General features: G+C 33.9%; 18 protein-coding genes. 7 read left to right on the top strand and 11 right to left on the bottom strand.

Features of this window, described 5'->3' with window-relative positions; all coding sequences use genetic code 11:
- The first annotated feature begins 272 nt into the window (after positions 1-272).
- From HN014_RS02940 to HN014_RS02930, 3 genes are read left to right on the top strand one after another with little or no spacing between them, the layout of a single operon-like run.
- Positions 273-1,589: a DUF5690 family protein gene (locus tag HN014_RS02940; protein WP_176027399.1), complete on the top strand. Its 1,317-nt coding sequence runs from the start codon at positions 273-275 to the stop codon at positions 1,587-1,589.
- Between the two features lie 28 nt (positions 1,590-1,617).
- Positions 1,618-2,775, top strand: coding sequence for a TIGR03364 family FAD-dependent oxidoreductase (locus tag HN014_RS02935; protein ID WP_176027398.1), 1,158 nt, complete (start codon positions 1,618-1,620; stop codon positions 2,773-2,775).
- Positions 2,776-2,779: 4 nt separating this feature from the next.
- Entirely contained in the window at positions 2,780-3,460 is a 681-nt protein-coding gene (locus HN014_RS02930) for a phosphonatase-like hydrolase (RefSeq protein ID WP_176027397.1), read from the top strand.
- Positions 3,461-3,568: 108 nt separating this feature from the next.
- Here the strand turns inward: HN014_RS02930 and HN014_RS02925 are convergent, their stop codons facing one another.
- The gene (locus HN014_RS02925; RefSeq protein ID WP_176027396.1) at positions 3,569-4,147 is read right to left on the bottom strand and encodes a helix-turn-helix domain-containing protein; all 579 of its coding nucleotides are present in this window, start codon (positions 4,145-4,147) and stop codon (positions 3,569-3,571) included.
- 281 nt (positions 4,148-4,428) lie between these two features.
- Here HN014_RS02925 and HN014_RS02920 point away from each other — a divergent pair, with 281 nt between their 5' ends.
- Entirely contained in the window at positions 4,429-4,854 is a 426-nt protein-coding gene (locus HN014_RS02920; protein ID WP_254884081.1) for a hypothetical protein, read from the top strand.
- Between the two features lie 76 nt (positions 4,855-4,930).
- Here the strand turns inward: HN014_RS02920 and HN014_RS02915 are convergent, their stop codons facing one another.
- From HN014_RS02915 to HN014_RS02905, 3 genes are all read right to left on the bottom strand, one after another.
- Positions 4,931-5,515: an NAD(P)H-dependent oxidoreductase gene (locus HN014_RS02915; protein WP_176027395.1), complete on the bottom strand. Its 585-nt coding sequence runs from the start codon at positions 5,513-5,515 to the stop codon at positions 4,931-4,933.
- A gap of 156 nt (positions 5,516-5,671) precedes the next feature.
- Entirely contained in the window at positions 5,672-6,253 is a 582-nt protein-coding gene (locus tag HN014_RS02910) for a Crp/Fnr family transcriptional regulator (RefSeq protein WP_176027394.1), read from the bottom strand.
- Positions 6,254-6,393: 140 nt separating this feature from the next.
- Entirely contained in the window at positions 6,394-6,579 is a 186-nt protein-coding gene (locus HN014_RS02905; RefSeq protein WP_176027393.1) for a hypothetical protein, read from the bottom strand.
- Between the two features lie 330 nt (positions 6,580-6,909).
- Between HN014_RS02905 and HN014_RS02900 the strand changes: the two genes are divergently transcribed.
- Complete coding sequence (locus tag HN014_RS02900; RefSeq protein ID WP_176027392.1) at positions 6,910-7,242, top strand: single-stranded DNA-binding protein; 333 nt, start codon at positions 6,910-6,912, stop codon at positions 7,240-7,242.
- A 59-nt stretch (positions 7,243-7,301) separates the two neighbouring features.
- Here the strand turns inward: HN014_RS02900 and HN014_RS02895 are convergent, their stop codons facing one another.
- The 7 genes from HN014_RS02895 to HN014_RS02865 all read right to left on the bottom strand — a co-directional run bounded on the left by HN014_RS02895 (position 7,302) and on the right by HN014_RS02865 (position 13,053).
- Complete coding sequence (locus HN014_RS02895; RefSeq protein ID WP_176027391.1) at positions 7,302-8,729, bottom strand: DUF3526 domain-containing protein; 1,428 nt, start codon at positions 8,727-8,729, stop codon at positions 7,302-7,304.
- A gap of 2 nt (positions 8,730-8,731) precedes the next feature.
- On the bottom strand, positions 8,732-10,138 hold the full coding sequence (locus tag HN014_RS02890; RefSeq protein ID WP_176027390.1) for a DUF3526 domain-containing protein: 1,407 nt from the start codon (positions 10,136-10,138) through the stop codon (positions 8,732-8,734).
- Positions 10,135-10,851 carry an ABC transporter ATP-binding protein gene (locus HN014_RS02885; protein ID WP_176027389.1) on the bottom strand — a complete coding sequence of 239 codons (717 nt, stop codon included), beginning with the start codon at positions 10,849-10,851 and terminating at the stop codon, positions 10,135-10,137. Before HN014_RS02885 ends, HN014_RS02890 begins: the two co-directional genes overlap by 4 nt.
- 111 nt (positions 10,852-10,962) lie before the next feature.
- On the bottom strand, positions 10,963-11,289 hold the full coding sequence (locus tag HN014_RS02880; protein WP_176027388.1) for a hypothetical protein: 327 nt from the start codon (positions 11,287-11,289) through the stop codon (positions 10,963-10,965).
- A gap of 171 nt (positions 11,290-11,460) precedes the next feature.
- Complete coding sequence (locus HN014_RS02875; RefSeq protein ID WP_176027387.1) at positions 11,461-12,117, bottom strand: hypothetical protein; 657 nt, start codon at positions 12,115-12,117, stop codon at positions 11,461-11,463.
- A gap of 219 nt (positions 12,118-12,336) precedes the next feature.
- Positions 12,337-12,717, bottom strand: a complete 381-nt coding sequence (locus HN014_RS02870) for a hypothetical protein (protein ID WP_176027386.1) — start codon at positions 12,715-12,717, stop codon at positions 12,337-12,339.
- Between the two features lie 21 nt (positions 12,718-12,738).
- A complete protein-coding gene (locus HN014_RS02865; RefSeq protein ID WP_176027385.1) occupies positions 12,739-13,053 on the bottom strand; it encodes a hypothetical protein in 315 nt (104 codons plus the stop codon).
- Between the two features lie 219 nt (positions 13,054-13,272).
- Between HN014_RS02865 and HN014_RS02860 the strand changes: the two genes are divergently transcribed.
- Together HN014_RS02860 and HN014_RS02855 are read left to right on the top strand one after the other, a co-directional pair.
- Positions 13,273-13,554 (top strand): hypothetical protein, encoded by a 282-nt coding sequence (locus tag HN014_RS02860; RefSeq protein ID WP_176027384.1) that lies wholly within the window; start codon positions 13,273-13,275, stop codon positions 13,552-13,554.
- Positions 13,555-13,831: 277 nt separating this feature from the next.
- Complete coding sequence (locus HN014_RS02855; RefSeq protein ID WP_176027383.1) at positions 13,832-15,283, top strand: serine hydrolase; 1,452 nt, start codon at positions 13,832-13,834, stop codon at positions 15,281-15,283.
- The last annotated feature ends 387 nt before the right edge of the window (positions 15,284-15,670 follow it).

Genomic DNA, 15,670 nt, shown 5'->3' with positions numbered 1-15,670 from the left:
ACAAAGCCTTCGTAAATATTTCTTAAACTCTTATTTTTTACAAATAATTAATAATTGATCATTTTTGCAATTATAAGTTTACTATTTGTAAAAAAAACAAGATTGCTATTCTTTTTTAAAAGAACAGCAATCTTAGTTAGGATAAGACTATAGAGAAAACCGAAAAGAGCGCAAGTGAAGCTCTGGAAGAAAGCAGTGTAAATAATTATAATTGTCAGAATGTTATCAGTGAAGGGGTTCATGAACAGATTGACAGTTGCTATTAATTAAGTATGAATATTAATAAAATAAACATTCCTTTTTTATTACAGGCTTCTGTTGCCTCTTTCGGAACCTATTTTTGTATGTACGCTTTTAGGAAACCTTTTAGTGTAGCAACGTTCGAGGGGATTCAGTTTTTTCATATAGATTATAAAATACTTCTGATTATTGCACAGGTAATAGGGTATGCATTCTCTAAATTTATTGGAATTAAAGTGATTTCAGAATTAAAGAGTTCGAAAAGGGTATGTTACCTGTTAGCTCTCATAGGAGTATCGGAGATAGCGCTACTGTTTTTTGCACTGGTTCCTGCTCCGTATAACCTCTTTTTTATGTTTCTTAATGGAGTGCCATTAGGAATGATTTGGGGGATTGTATTTTCTTATGTGGAAGGAAGAAAATATACAGAAATACTAGGGGTTATTCTATGTTCGAGTTTTATTGTTTCTAGTGGAATGGTAAAATCGGTAGGATACTTTATAATGAATTCATGGGGAATTTCAGCATTTTGGATGCCGGCAATCACAGGTCTTATTTTTATAATACCCTTGTGTTTTTTTGCTTGGCTGTTGGAGAGAATTCCCCCTCCGACAGCAGAAGATAAACGTATGAAAATGAAGCGAGTTACAATGGATGCTAAAAGTCGTAAACAAGTGTTGTATCATTTTTTTGTTCCTATTACTGTTTTGGTTTTCTTCTATATGTTTTTGACAGCTTTTAGGGATTTTAGAGATAATTTTACCAGAGAATTGTGGGATGATATTGGATATACGGAAGATGCCAGTATCTATACCACTTCAGAGTTGTTGATTGCTATTGTGGTATTAGTTCTGTTAGGAGGGACATTTTATATCAAAAATAACCTGAGAGCTTTACATGCCTATCACGGGGTTTTATTGACAGGAGTTTTGTGTATTCTAATTACGACCTGGTGTTTTCAATCAGGAGTTATGTCCGGTTTTTACTGGATGGTGTTATCCGGATTTGGTCTTTACAGTTGTTACGTTCCCTTTAATTGTTTGTTTTTCGATCGCTTTATCGCCGCTTTTAAACTAAAAGGAAATGCGGGGTTTCTCATCTATATAGCAGATGCATTTGGGTATTTGGGCAGTGTAATAGTATTGTTATACAAGAATTTTGGACATCCCAATCTATCGTGGACTTCCTTTTTTATTTACGGTTCATATATTGTTTCTGGGATAGGGGTGATTGCGGTCCTTGGATCATATTACCTGTTAAATAAAAAGAAACATCACCAAGCAAAGTATTCAATAGGATATCCTATTGAATATACCAATCTGGAAAATGTTAATGAATATAATTATTAGCCCCTTAATTGAGTAAACCTATTACAATATGAGAGCTGCATATGACCTGATTATTATCGGAGGAGGAGTTTTAGGCTCTTTCCATGCATACCATGCATTAAAACGAGGATTACATGTACTTCTTGTCGAAAAAGACAAGGTACCAAGAGGAGCTACTACCCAGAATTTTGGTCAGGTAGTACCTTCAGGAATGAATACTAAATGGCAGGCTTATGGACGTCAAAGTTTGCAATTGTATAAAGAAATTCAACAAGAGTTTGATATCACTGTTAGAGAAGAAGGAAGTGTGTATGTTGCTTCTAACGAGGAAGAAATGCAATTGATAGAGGAGTTGGCTAAGATTAATAAAGCTAATGACTATACCGCTGTTTTGCGTTCTAAAAAAGAATGCTTGCAAATACTACCTGGACTTAATGAATCATATGTTGTGGGAGGCTTACAGTTCCCTCAGGAAGTAACGGTAGAGCCTCGAACGATGATTCACCGATTGCACGCTTATATGGTAAAGATACTGGGATTGACGATACAGTATCAAACGACAATAATACATTGTGAATCAGAAGCAGGCAATGCACGAGTGCAGTGTAGCAGAGGACAGGAGTATATCGCGAAAAAAGTAATTATATGTAATGGGAATGAGTTTAAGAGTTTATACCCAACTCTTTTTGCAAAGAGTGATTTAGAGGTTTCGAAGTTGCAAATGATGCAAACATATCCACAGAAAGCCTATACATTACCCGGATCTGTGCTTACTGGTTGGTCTATACGACGGTATGAAGCGTTTAGTGAATGTCCTTCTTATCGCGAAATAAAAAATAACGAAGCAAAAGAGTCTTTGCAACAGATGTGGGGGGTGCATATTTTATTCAAACAGGCTATAGACGGATCGGTTATTCTGGGAGATTCTCATCAATATGCAGATGCATCTGATATTGATGATTTAGGTTATGAGCTGGATATGGATATAGATCGGTTTATGATAGAGGAAGCAAAAAAAATCATAACATTACCGGCATATGAAATAAAACACCGTTGGTTTGGGATGTATTCCCAGTGTAAGAATAGTGATATTTTTCAAAAAACAATTGATGATACCATTCATATTGTTACAGGAATTGGGGGAAAAGGAATGACCGGAAGTGCAGGCTTTGCAAAGGAACATATCAATAAAATTTTTAATGTGTAAAAAGATGAAACAAGAAATAGATTTGGCAGTATTCGATATGGCAGGAACGACAGTAAATGAAAGTAATGTTGTTTATAAAACCGTGCAGAAAGAGATCAATAGGCAGGGATACAATGTTTCTTTGGAAGAGGTGCTGCAGTATGGAGCAGGTAAAGATAAACATCAGGCAATTATAGATGTTTTAAAAAATGTAACAACGGAGCCAAATAATGATCATATAGCAGACCTGATTTTCGAAAATTTCAAAAAAGCACTGCAAAAAGCATATGAAACGCTGGAAGTAACAGCATTCAAAGGTGTATACTCATTACTCTTATATCTGAGAACAAATAATATAAAGGTTGTATTAAATACAGGTTATGATAAAAAGACGGCGACCTTATTATTGGATAAGTTAGGATGGACTATCGGAACAGAAATTGATGCCCTGATAACAATGGATGATGTGTCGCAGGGAAGACCCCATCCGGATATGATCTATAAAGCGATGGAATTATATAATATTACAGATACCTCCAGGGTGTTAAAAGCAGGTGATTCTGCAATTGATATCGAAGAAGGAATCAATGCTAATTGTGGAATTACAGTGGGAGTTTTGACAGGAGCACAATCCAAAGAACAGCTTCAGAAAGCAAAACCTACTTATATTCTGGAAGAATTATCAGCATTAAAAGATTTTATTTAGAGTTTTTTGAAATTTTACTCTTATGGAGGCTTACTTGAGTATGAAAGTAAGTCTCTTTTTTTAATTGAAATGAATCATGTAATTCAGTATTTATAAAAGAATGAACAGCTATTGAGTAGGTTTAATAAAAAAATAAATAACGATCATTGTGCAGGGAGAATCAGTTCTGTTAATAGGCACATGGGGCGTTCTTCCATCAAAAAAGATAGCATCTCCTTTGTGTAAGGTGACTTCTTCTTCTCCTATGACATATGAACAACTTCCGGAAAGAAGGTATTTAAACTCGTAGGCATCAGTTTCTATTTTTTTTCTATAAGAATCGGGTTGTATTTCGAGGAGAACTGCTTCAAATCCCATGGCAGCTAATTGTTTTCCAAAAATATATTTATAGGAAAACCCTCTGGCGTCATCTTCTTTCTCTAACAGGGCATTATCGCCTGCTCTGGAAACAATAAAAAGATCACCTGATTGTTTAGGCATACTATTAAAAAAGTCAGGAATCTCCGTTTCGAGAGCATTGATAATATTTAATAGTACAGGTAATGAAGGAATTGTTCTGCCATTTTCAATTCGAGAGATTAAACCATTACTAACATCTGCCTTGGTAGCAATCGCACTAATTGTTTTTTTGTTTTTTTTACGTATTTCTTTAATACGTTTTCCAATTCCAATTAAATAATCTTCCATAAATATGATAACTAACGCTTACGAATATCGATAATAAATGTTAGATGAGAAAGCAAAAACAGTGCATTTATCAGTAGGTTAACAATCAAAAAAAATAGAAAAGAAAATTTTAAATTAACGATGAATCGATTTGTATAAAGAAATCATACAATCGACCTATACAAATTGGCGATTGGTCGAATAAGCCAAAAATTTGCTGATCTCTCCATGTAATTTTATCATCAAATAAAAAAGGAATAGATAAGAGGCTTTATTGCTTCCCAGAGATAAAAATTAAGGAGATGAGAACGATTGTAACAGGAATTATAATGATTTTAGGACTTCAGATGATGGCGCAAGAACATGAAAAAGGAGAATTCTGGGCAGATGATAAAATGAAGCATTCTGTAGGCTCTTTTGGAATTAGTGCAATCACGTATACCTATTTGTCATATCACAAGCGTTATCAGCATTTATCCGAATTAGAGAAGAGAGTCATTTCGTTTTCTACAACAATGCTTGTCGGCACCTTAAAAGAAGTAGCGGATAAATATTCATCAAATGGAGTTGCTTCCTGGGCTGATATGGGAGCCAATGCGATTGGTGCAATAACATTTCAGGCAACAGTGACGATTCCGATATCAATTAAAAAAAGAAAAAAGAGAATTGCAGCAAGAAAACGCCTTGAAAAACCTGCTTTGGCTTTGGTTGATCATCCAAAAAAATAAGAAAATTGTTTATTTCATATATGTTGTTGGTGAAAGGGCATTTCTGATGGAGAAATGCCTTTTCGTATGTATATACTTATCGGTGTTTCTCTCCTAAGGTATGTATTCGTTGTAACCATTTCTTTCGGTATGATTCCTTAGAGAGCCTGATAGGACCAATCGTAGTGATTTTTACGGGTTTAATTCCGACAAAGTTGAGAGTTAGTTTTTTCATAGCGCGATGACTGGGAGCTCTATAAACAAGTCGATAATACCAGGAAGGCTGATCAAGTGTACAGATAATACGTGCGCTTTTTCCACTTAATAACTTATCCCACCAAACGGAATTTTCTCTTTTCTGAAAAGCAAATCCAGGAAGAAAAACCCGATCAATAAACCCTTTCATAATGGCAGGAATCGATCCCCACCAAACCGGATATATAAAAACGATGTGTGCAGCCCATTTAATTTTTTCCTGAGCATCTAAAAGATCAGGCTCTAGCGGTGTTCTTTTGCGATACCCAAATGCAAGATTGGGGTTAAAATCTAATGCTCGGATTGAGATAGTTTGTACTTCAGCTCCTGTTTTGATCGCTCCGGCTATATAAGCAGCAGCGAGTCCCTGATTAAAACTTTCAGGATCAGGATGACCGTTAATAATAAGAATCTTTTTGTTTTTCATAGTGTCCAACTGTTTTTGCAAAGAATATTTTAATTATCGTTTCAGTAGATCGAGGTTTACCTGATAATTTGATTCATGGTATTTGTAATTACATTATCATGAATCAAAGCTAGGGAAAGAAGTGTTTAAAATTCTTGACGATCGTCAAAAAGAAAGTCAATGTTCTTTTGTTAATACTCGCTTTTTTATTCTACTGAGTGTTTCTGGAGAGACTCCCAGAAATGAAGCAATATACTGTTGCGGGACTTTATGAAAAATGACTCCGTTTTTATTGAGTAAATCCCGATACCGTTGTTCTGGAGATTGTGTTACGAAGGATGCTACAATTTTCTGATAAGTAATAAGTTCATCTTCTGTTGCTAATCGAGAGATAAGTTCGAATTTAGAAGAATATTGAAGTAACTTTTCTATATTTTCCTTTTCGAAATGTACCAATACTGTATCCTCTAATACCTGATAATTTTCTCTGGCGGGAACTTGCTTTGCAAAACTCTCCCCAGCACATATAAATTTTCCTTCGGTATAGAAAAAAGCAGTTTTATCATTTCCATTTACATTATAGAATAACCGAACCCAGCCTTGTAGAACGAAGTACATAGATGTAGCTACTTTCCCCTCTGCGAATAGGATTTCATTTTTTTTATAAGATCTAATGGAGACAGTATCTTTGAGAAGGTCAATTTCCTTTTGATTTAGTAAGGTATATTGGTTGATTAGTTGTATAAAAAGGTCAAACATAATCAATAGGATGTCGGATTAGCTATGAAATTACAGAAATACTATCTGGCTCGATTATCAGGATTTAAACAATGTAAGGTTTGTCCTGAGGTTGATGTTTACTTTCTGTATACTATCTCATGAGCTTACACCGAAGGAGCTTATTTTTTTTCTCTTTCTATTGCTAGTTCCTTTTGCGCCTGAGCAATATCTTTGGCAGTAATTTCTCTTTTTTGCATTTCTTTCTTTGCAGCAATAGCAGCCTCAGAACCTTCTTCTTCGCTTTCGAATACTTTAATTAATGCTACATTATCGTAGGCTTCAAAACGTTTTTCTAATTCGTTCATGATTAACATAGATTTTATCGGGAGGTCAAAACAGTAGGGAACTACAAAGGTACTTTCTTAATTTAACTCTTCCAAACACACATCTGTTAATCAAATATAAAAACTATTGTACGTTTTTTCTTGTTAAAAAGAAAATAATTGCAGGTTTGTTGTTTATTTTGAGTGAGTTAGGCTTTTTTGAAATGTTAAAGCTATTTCCAAACGACTACAAACGACTACAAACGATAACAAGTGTTTCCGAACCGAATAACAATAAATTGAAATTTAGCTTCGTACTGTCGAACAATAAAATTCGATAGTATTAACTGTTAACCTTAAAAATATATTCGTATGAACACACTTAGAAACAAAGTACAGTTGATTGGTAATTTGGGAAATGACCCAGAAGTTATCACCTTAGAATCAGGAAAGAAATTGGCAAGATTCTCTTTGGCTACAAATGATTATTATAAAAATAATCAGGGAGAAAAAATAACACAAACAGATTGGCATAATCTGATTGCCTGGAATAAAACAGCAGAGATTATAGAAGCTTATGTATCAAAAGGACAGGAAGTAGCCGTAGAAGGGAAATTGATGACCAGAAGTTATGAAACGAAGACAGGAGAGAAGCGATTTATTACAGAAGTTGTCGTCAGTGAATTATTAATGTTAGGAAAGTAAAAAACTCAAACCAATAAAATTTGATTTGAGTTTTTATAGGATGAAAAAGGGAAGTTGTTTCAGGTGATAACACTTCCTTTTTTTAGTTTATTATTAAAAAAGTACCAACCTATTGCCCCAATAAGTATCGGGAATACTAATAGAATGAACAGATGTTGCCCTCCTTTGTTATATCTGTAAGGGGTATATGAAAACGTTGGTAATTCTTTGACCAGGGAACTTTTAAAAGTTTTGTCTTTGTATAACATTGGAATAAAATGTTCCTTCCATTTCTCAGAAAATCCGATAACCTGTTTTCTGAAATCTTCATAACTGGCGGTCGAAGTTCCCGCTAGTTGATTAAAGCTCTGTTGGAGGATAATAGAAGGAGAAATATATTGCCACTGTTGTATCCATTGTTGTTGTTTTTCTAATTGAAGATCATAATCAGCAACAAGCGGAGCGATTTTATCTTTGACAAGTTTTTGCGAAGCAATGTATTTATGCCAAAAAGAATAATTCCCACTGTTGTTAGTTGCATACTCCGGATGGTCTCTTAGGTAATTGTCTAAAATTTTATCCTGTTGTTTCTTAGCTTCTGCTTTAATTGTTCTGATTTCATTGATCATTTTTGTTCGAGATGGGACAGGATAAATTGTATTTCCTAATTGACTGACAATCGCAGGCAACATAAGAACAATTAATACCCAAAGTCCTAATAGACTAATTGCGTTTTTAGCAGAAGATCCCACTAATAAGTTTACTATGAATGATACAGAAAACCAAAATAACATATAAACTGTTACCAAACCTGCGAATGATAAAAATGAACCGAGATTATCGGTAAAAGAAAAATCATTCAAAAGAAAAGTAAGTGTAATAATAAAAAGCGTGATAATGGCTAACCAAAAGAAGCGCAGTAATAATTTTTGCAACAACCAGATATAGATAGACATTGGTTGAGAGGCAAGGATCTTTAGAGACCCGCTTTCTTTTTCATTAGAGAGAATATTATATGTAAAAGCTATGATGAGTAATGGAAGTAGATAGATAATTACAAATGAAAGATCAAAACTTCCGAAAAGTAACTGAACAGGGCTTGACATTTCTGTATAATTTAAAGAAAAATCATCTCCATATACTTTGGGTTGTACATAATGAGTAAACAGGTCGCTTTGACCTACAGCAGTAAAAGTTAATGCCTGAGGTGACATAGAAACAACTCTGGGGTAGTAATTAGCAACGACCATTGGAGAGGTCGGAATTCTCCACGGAGAAACAGATGTTTTATGTCCTTGAGCTACTGAGTCTAATAGGGAAATCATTTCCCGGTCATCTTCGGCAACTTGTTCTTTTACCTTTTGGATATCATAATGTCTTTTGTCTACTTTCTGTTTACCATTAAAACCGGCAAATAGCATAACAACTAATAAGATACCTGAGAGAGCCTGAATCCACTTACTTCTTATAAGTGTTTTTAATTCGTATTTAAAATTATATGATAACATATTTAGTATTTTTTTGTTGAAACAAACAAAGCTCCGGTACTGAGCAATACCCAGAATAATAAGATGATGATATTAGACATATTTCTGGATAGTGTCATCGATAAGGATGGCGCATCATACTCAAAAGGAGGTAAATTTTTCCATGTATCTCCTGTGGCTTTATAGGACCATTCTCCATATTTGGAGTTTTGTGCAAAATTATCATTCAAAAATTTCTGCGTACGGATTCTGTAATTTTCTGCTGTATCAGAAAAATCCCAATGTGTTTGATAGTCGGTATTGGCAATCGCCATTGATAAGAAACGAGTAGGGAGAAATGGAGAAATAATAGCTAATGTTTTATAAGTAATCGTTTGATTTTGATATTGTTCTTTTAAGAGGTTGTAATGTTTGAAATAAATCTCTGCTTCATGCTCTTCTCCTTTTTGCATTCTATATGCATCAAAATTAAAGGGGAGTTGATGCAGGCTGTCAACACCATATTCCTGTAGTACTTCTTTTTCTAATTGTTTAGAAGCTTTGCTCCATGGATCATGACCATCCAGTCCTTGTTTTCTGTCTTCTTTTATATTCGAAGCAAACTCCTGTCGTGTCGGATAAGGGTACTTGCTATCAGCAAAGTTACTGGCAGCTTTGGGAGCTGCAAAACAAGCTAATATCCATATTGCTAATGATACTACTAAAGATATTCCCGATTTCTTGAAACGAGAGGAGATAAATAAAACAATATTAGCAAAAACGATATAGTAAAGTAGATATACAAGGTATAAGGCAATAAAAGAAGACCAGCTAAATACACCATAATCTGATATGGAAGAGAGAACAATCGCAGCTATTATAAATAAAAAAGTGGTCATTATAAATACAGGTAATATCGCTGATATCCACTTTCCTATAGCTAATTTCCAGGGAGAAATTCCCTGATTGCGTAGTAATAACATGGTGCCTCCCTCAACTTCTTTAGTATATGTATTATATCCGATAAGGATAATAATCAATGGCATAATAAATAGCAGAATAAAATCAGGGGTTAATTCTCCGAATCGAGAAAGCCCTGTCTGATCAGCGGCGGCACTAAATTGAGCCTCATTTCTTTTGTGAGCTTCTAAGAAAATAGAAACACCAGTATATTTTTCTACTCCCTGATCGAGTAAGGATAATGGGAATTTAGGTTTGAAAGCATATGTTCCATAGTGGGCAGCAGAGTGTGGGTTTTTATCACCCTGATCCTCCCAAACTGCTCGTTCGTCATTTTTAGCTTTTTCGTATTGCTCATTGGTATTTTGATATTGTTGTTTACTAACCAATAAAGCAATTGCTGCTAATAGCAATAGTATGATTGCTGAAATTCTAAAACGTCCGTCCCTTAGAATTTCTTTTGTTTCTTTTTTTATTACATTAGAAATCATACGGCAACATCATTAAAATTCATGGTTTCCAGATAGCACTTTTCGAGTTCAGGCAGAGAAATTTCTGAAGCAGCGAAATAATGTTTTAATACTCCTTGTTTCATAATTCCTATATGTGTACCGATTTCTTTGGCTCTGAAAAGATCATGAGTAGCCATTAAAGTAGCTACCCCGTTCTCACTCATCTTTTTTAATAAAAGACCAAATTCATTGCTGGATTTTGGATCTAAACCAGAAGTAGGCTCATCTAATAACAGGGCTTTAGCTTCTTTGGCAATAGCAATAGCAATTCCGACTTTTTGACGCATACCTTTAGAGAAAGATTGAATTCTCTTATGGAGAGCATCTTGTTGTAAACCTGCCTCAATCAAATAATTTTCCAAGACAGGAGTTGTCAGTTTTTTACCTCCAATCCCAGAAAAATAATCGAGATTCTCAACAGCAGTTAATGTAGGGTATAACATTAGGTTTTCAGGAATGTATGCCAGAAATTCCTTTGTTTTTTTAGGAGATTCAGCAGTATTAATTCCATTGATAAAAGCCGCTCCGGAACTTGGAGAGATGAAATTGAGCAAAAGGTTAATGGTAGTTGTTTTTCCGGCACCATTAGCTCCGAGAAGACAAAGGATTTCTCCTTCTTTTACGTTGAGATTGAGCGCGTTTAACGCGGTGAAATCTCCATATTTTTTAGTTAGATTTTGTGTACTAATCATTGTGTATTATTTAAGTAATGATAACAAGGGTATATGATATTATCATAGGAGACATGAAATAAGTAAGCTTTATTCCAGTCTTTTATTAAAAATTAATTAAGGTTGTTTATGTTAACTAAAGTGTTTTTTCTCAGGGGGAGGTTTGTTTAGGTAATAATCAGTGATTCTTACCTTTTTTACAGGACTGATGTACGCGAAATATGCTGTTGTTACTTCAGGTATTTTTTTTGCTATCGGATGGATTTCAGGAATGGTTGGAGTGTACAAAAACACATTTCGTTCCGTGGCAGATAGCGCATGACAATATTCACAGGATTGTTCTGCTAATTCATCTTCAAAAAGAAGATGAGAGGTCGTATGAAAATTGATAATCCTTATGAATATAAAGCTTATCAGGAAAAATAATGAAATACTATTTTTTAACTTCCAATTTCCCATGAGTTGATTGCTGAGGTGGCAAAGTAATCAAACAGGAAGTATTGCCCTTACATATTTGGAGTATTTTAACATCTAAGGAAAATTTTAACAGTAGAAAATATAAATCAGAGGCTGTTTTTTTCAAGAAAAACAGATCATAAGAAAGGTGTTTTTAGTAATTGTTTTTTAATGTTATGGATTGGTTTCTAGTTGTGCAGGTGTTTTTTTTACGACGTTTTCCATTGAAAAATTAAAAGGAGTAGCTGTAGCGCCAGTTCCTCCTCCCGTCATAACAATATCTGCACTTGTGATACCTTCCAGCGGGAGTTCTGTGCTAATCCCTTCTAAGGTAGGAGAATTGATGACACTACCTTCCTCTATCCCAGAAATTGCAGCGATATATAGTTTTGGCTGGAATTTAAAAACAGCTTTTTGATGAGGTCTGATACTATTTCTGAATCCGACAAGCCGTCCATTGCGTAGTAGCTGAGCATGAATAGCCCCTTTGGAAAGATGGTTTGTAACAACGATTCCTTCCTCTGAAGTGGTTGTGTTTTTGATACTAGCTAATTGTAGAGAGGTCGTTGTGTTATGTTGCGTTACCTCGAACTGTTGTCCTTTATCAGCATCCAGTTTTGTAGTTTTATTACCTGAAGAATCACTACATACTAGTTGCGTTTTTTGAGAATAAGTAAGTGGATGTTTTTCGTTCTTATGACAGTTTGTTAGAACCTTCCAGGGAACAGTTAATGCATCAAAGTCAGTTGCTACATTCTTCTGAAAAATAACAACAGAAGCAGTATTAATATCATTAGACTTATTAATAAAATTTAATTTGATATCACTCATGAGAATAGATTTAGGAACCAGATTGCAAATTTGAGATTTCTCTGTTTGATGAAAAACAGGTGTTTGTACTTGATTTGATCAGTCAGTAACAGAGGGCGGGCAGTATATTTTATGTGGTTAAGGTATCGTTTTAATATGTGTCAGAGCTGTAAAAAAAGCTACTCCTTTTCTAAAAAGGTGTAGCTCTTGATCGCATTGCTTTTTGACGCTAAAAAAAGATTATAATTTATTGACAATATCTTTTTTGTACTTCTTTAATAAAGCCCTGGTCATTCCTAAGTTTGCTTTGGTAGAATCAACCGCCAGGTAGATAAAATAATCTCCTTTCTCAGAGAGGTCGATGATATGAATTTGATCTGTTAAGGTAATCATGATGTCTTGTATATTGCTGTCAAGACCAAGTGCTTTGATGGCACTCTTTTTAGCTTTTACTACTTCGAGATTATAAGCAGAAGCGATTTCCGGGTCAAAATCATCTTTGTTAGACAAAGAAACATATGATACTCCGGTTTCGACTTCTGTCACTGATACTGCAATAAAACCAGGTACGTTGCTACTAATATCATCTTTGAACTGGTCTAGAAAGTTACTATCTCCCATATTTTTAATTTTATTGGTTTATTATTTTATGTTACTCATATATTTTAACAATAGTCCCAGTTTAGATAAATCTCTAGAAGCTATAAGAATGATGAATTCTGAATCAATTTTATTAGCAATGAAATATCCTTCAGAAGTTTTTGCTACAAGTTGATCTAAATGACCATTGATTAAGTCCTGTGATAATTCATCACACATTGTAAAAGCAGTTTCTGTCATTAAGGCGATATTGGAGTCATATTCTACATTTATAGAATCAATGATATCTCCTTTTTCATTTGCCATAAGTACAATTTCTGCATTGGTTAAATCTTGGATTTCTTTTAAATCGGGCATATTGTTAATTTGGGTTTATGACTAAAAAAGATCCTTAAGTAGAAAAAGGATCGAATTCTTATTGAAGATACTAATAAAATGTTGATTTTAAAACAAATACAAGTGGTTTTGTGATGGTTTATTAGAATTTATTTTCAGAACTAAAATTTTATACCGGGAATGATCTTTTTTTAAGAAAATTCTTTTTTAAGTGATTGATTTTTATTATCTTAAAAAGATATGATGAAAGAAAAACCTACCCCGGAATTAAAAAAGATATTGTCTAAAAGAAAAGAAAGATTTAGACATTGTAGAATCGGTAACGGAATTGTGACCAGAGTAGATCTGGAGTTTTTAAGTGAAACCATTGATACTAAATCAGAAGCGCAAATACAAGATAGCACTACTGAAGAAATAGCTCAGGAAAAACACAAGAGAACAAGTAATAATGTAGAAGCTGTAAAAACGTATATCGATAAGATGAAAGGGGGCTATTTTGGCAGAAGGAAAAGCAGGTTTTAAACACTACTATATGTATTCTTCTTGATGATGAAGATTTAAATGCGTTGGTTTTGCCAGATAAACTCCATTTCTTATTGTAATACCCCGTATGCGTACCTGAGGAGATTTGCGAAACTAAAACAAAAGAATACTTCCCTCGCTCATGCGTTGTGTTAACTCAATAAGACTAACTCAACACTATTTTTCATGCTTATTTTTGGAGAGAACCAGATAACCAATTAGAGTAAAGTAGCAATGTAACGGTACTTCTTTTTTTGTAGTCAACAAAAATGAAAAGATGAAAACAGTGATTAGTGCAAGTAGCATAATAATCCTTTTATTATGTTTTGCATGTAAAAAAACTCCTACCAGTGTTATTGATCCCCTAGCGATAGATAATTATATAACAGATGTAATGAAGTTTCATCACATACCAGGAGTAGCAATAGGTATTGTTAAAGATGGAGCGTTAATATACGAGAAGTATTTAGGACAAGCTTCATTAGAAACAAAAGAAACGGTCAATGAGAAGACAACATTTCAGTTATTTTCTACTACCAAATTAATTACTACTGTAGCTGTTTTTCAGTTGATAGAAGAAGGGAAAATTAGATTGGAAGATTTGATAGTAAAGCATATCGATGACCTCCCTGTCCATTGGCAATCAATAAAAGTAAAACACCTGCTTACACATTCTTCTGGCGTGCCGGATTTTGTTAGGTATGGAGATGAACTCTCAGATGAAGAGTTAATGGCTTTATTAGAGAAGGATTCGATGTTATATGAAGCAGGGGATCGATTTAGGTACACCCAAACCAATTATTGGCTGTTAACTAAGCTAATAGAGAAAGTAACCCTTATGCCTTTCGAAGATTTTGTTCGTATTAACCAATTTAGGGGCGAAAAAAAATCGGTTTACTTTTCGTCAAATTCACTAGAAGAAAAAGAAAATAGAGCTACCAGATACTTTTATAATAATAAAGAAGAAAAGTTTTTAAAATCAACAATAGACAATGGGAGAAGAGGGCATTCAGGAAATGGGCTTAACTTGACATTGCGAGAATTCATAAAGTGGAATGATAGATTGGATCAGAATGAATTACTACTCCCAAAAACAAAAAAGGAAATGTGGAGTGCCTTTAATTTTGAGAATAAAAAAGATGATTTTTTATATGGCTGGGCGAATTACATTATCAATCAGCAAAAATCTTATGGTTTTAGTGGAGGGAATATAACAGGATTCAGAAAGTTTGTAGATGATGATCTTACGATTGTATTTTTATCCAATGGGAGCAAAGTAGCAGCTCATGATATACTTATAAATGATATAGCAAGAATGATTATTCCTAGTGTATATAAAAAGAAGCCTGTATTAGAAGCAGAAGTGATAAAGCTGGTACTGTCAGGGAATTATAAAGATGCTATAAAAAAGTATAGGACTCTTAAGGAAGAAAATAAGGAGAAACCATTAGAGAACCTACGATGGAATATAAATGGAATCGGTAATAGTTTCTTGTATTCAGCGGAAGGAAGAAAAGCAGTAGAAGTGTTTTCCGTAAATGAAAGCGTGTATCCCGAGTGGTGGGTTTCTTCAGCATCAATTGCAGAAGGATATGAAAATGTCAAAGAAAAAGACAGTGCCGTTTTTTATTATCTAAAAGCCATCCGAAATAATGTTACTAATGAATGGAATTATAACGATGAAATGCTTAAAAAACTCAAGGAATTATCACCTTCAGAAAAGCATTAAAAGAAAGTAAAGAATGACTAATTCTAATTTTTTCCGAAAAAAACCTCATATTTGTAGTCTGATTTAAGAACTAAAAAAGAAATATATTCCGATGATTTTGTTTTTCATACATAATAAGGGCGCAGAAAAAGCCATTTTCAAAGAGAAATCATAGGCATATACTTAAAAGAAAATATATAAAATCGAAGCGCTCACCTAAAATGAGCGCTTTTTTTATGTTTTTTTATTACGAAATGCCTGTTTTATTAAAAATAAGGTAGAAAGTATAAATGGCTGTTGATCAATTTTTTACCAATCTCTATGATATCTGTTGTAATACGGACAGGACTCTCTTTGTGTTAACTTATTGATTTTCAGATTTTTGTGATTATTTTTTTGTTTGTTAAA

It is taken from the genome of Aquimarina sp. TRL1 (assembly GCF_013365535.1).
In the GTDB taxonomy this organism is placed as follows: domain Bacteria; phylum Bacteroidota; class Bacteroidia; order Flavobacteriales; family Flavobacteriaceae; genus Aquimarina; species Aquimarina hainanensis.
This window is presented reverse-complemented; position numbering and strand designations above follow the sequence as displayed.

Coding starts and splice junctions, on each gene's coding strand:
- HN014_RS02885 (WP_176027389.1), bottom strand. CDS start 10,851: ATGATTAGTACACAAAATCTAACTAAAAAATATGGAGATTTCACCGCG.
- HN014_RS02865 (WP_176027385.1), bottom strand. CDS start 13,053: ATGCCCGATTTAAAAGAAATCCAAGATTTAACCAATGCAGAAATTGTA.
- HN014_RS02935 (WP_176027398.1), top strand. CDS start 1,618: ATGAGAGCTGCATATGACCTGATTATTATCGGAGGAGGAGTTTTAGGC.
- HN014_RS02930 (WP_176027397.1), top strand. CDS start 2,780: ATGAAACAAGAAATAGATTTGGCAGTATTCGATATGGCAGGAACGACA.
- HN014_RS02875 (WP_176027387.1), bottom strand. CDS start 12,117: ATGAGTGATATCAAATTAAATTTTATTAATAAGTCTAATGATATTAAT.
- HN014_RS02855 (WP_176027383.1), top strand. CDS start 13,832: ATGAAAACAGTGATTAGTGCAAGTAGCATAATAATCCTTTTATTATGT.
- HN014_RS02915 (WP_176027395.1), bottom strand. CDS start 5,515: ATGAAAAACAAAAAGATTCTTATTATTAACGGTCATCCTGATCCTGAA.
- HN014_RS02905 (WP_176027393.1), bottom strand. CDS start 6,579: ATGAACGAATTAGAAAAACGTTTTGAAGCCTACGATAATGTAGCATTA.
- HN014_RS02890 (WP_176027390.1), bottom strand. CDS start 10,138: ATGATTTCTAATGTAATAAAAAAAGAAACAAAAGAAATTCTAAGGGAC.
- HN014_RS02925 (WP_176027396.1), bottom strand. CDS start 4,147: ATGGAAGATTATTTAATTGGAATTGGAAAACGTATTAAAGAAATACGT.
- HN014_RS02920 (WP_254884081.1), top strand. CDS start 4,429: ATGAGAACGATTGTAACAGGAATTATAATGATTTTAGGACTTCAGATG.
- HN014_RS02860 (WP_176027384.1), top strand. CDS start 13,273: ATGATGAAAGAAAAACCTACCCCGGAATTAAAAAAGATATTGTCTAAA.
- HN014_RS02940 (WP_176027399.1), top strand. CDS start 273: ATGAATATTAATAAAATAAACATTCCTTTTTTATTACAGGCTTCTGTT.
- HN014_RS02900 (WP_176027392.1), top strand. CDS start 6,910: ATGAACACACTTAGAAACAAAGTACAGTTGATTGGTAATTTGGGAAAT.
- HN014_RS02910 (WP_176027394.1), bottom strand. CDS start 6,253: ATGTTTGACCTTTTTATACAACTAATCAACCAATATACCTTACTAAAT.
- HN014_RS02880 (WP_176027388.1), bottom strand. CDS start 11,289: ATGGGAAATTGGAAGTTAAAAAATAGTATTTCATTATTTTTCCTGATA.
- HN014_RS02895 (WP_176027391.1), bottom strand. CDS start 8,729: ATGTTATCATATAATTTTAAATACGAATTAAAAACACTTATAAGAAGT.
- HN014_RS02870 (WP_176027386.1), bottom strand. CDS start 12,717: ATGGGAGATAGTAACTTTCTAGACCAGTTCAAAGATGATATTAGTAGC.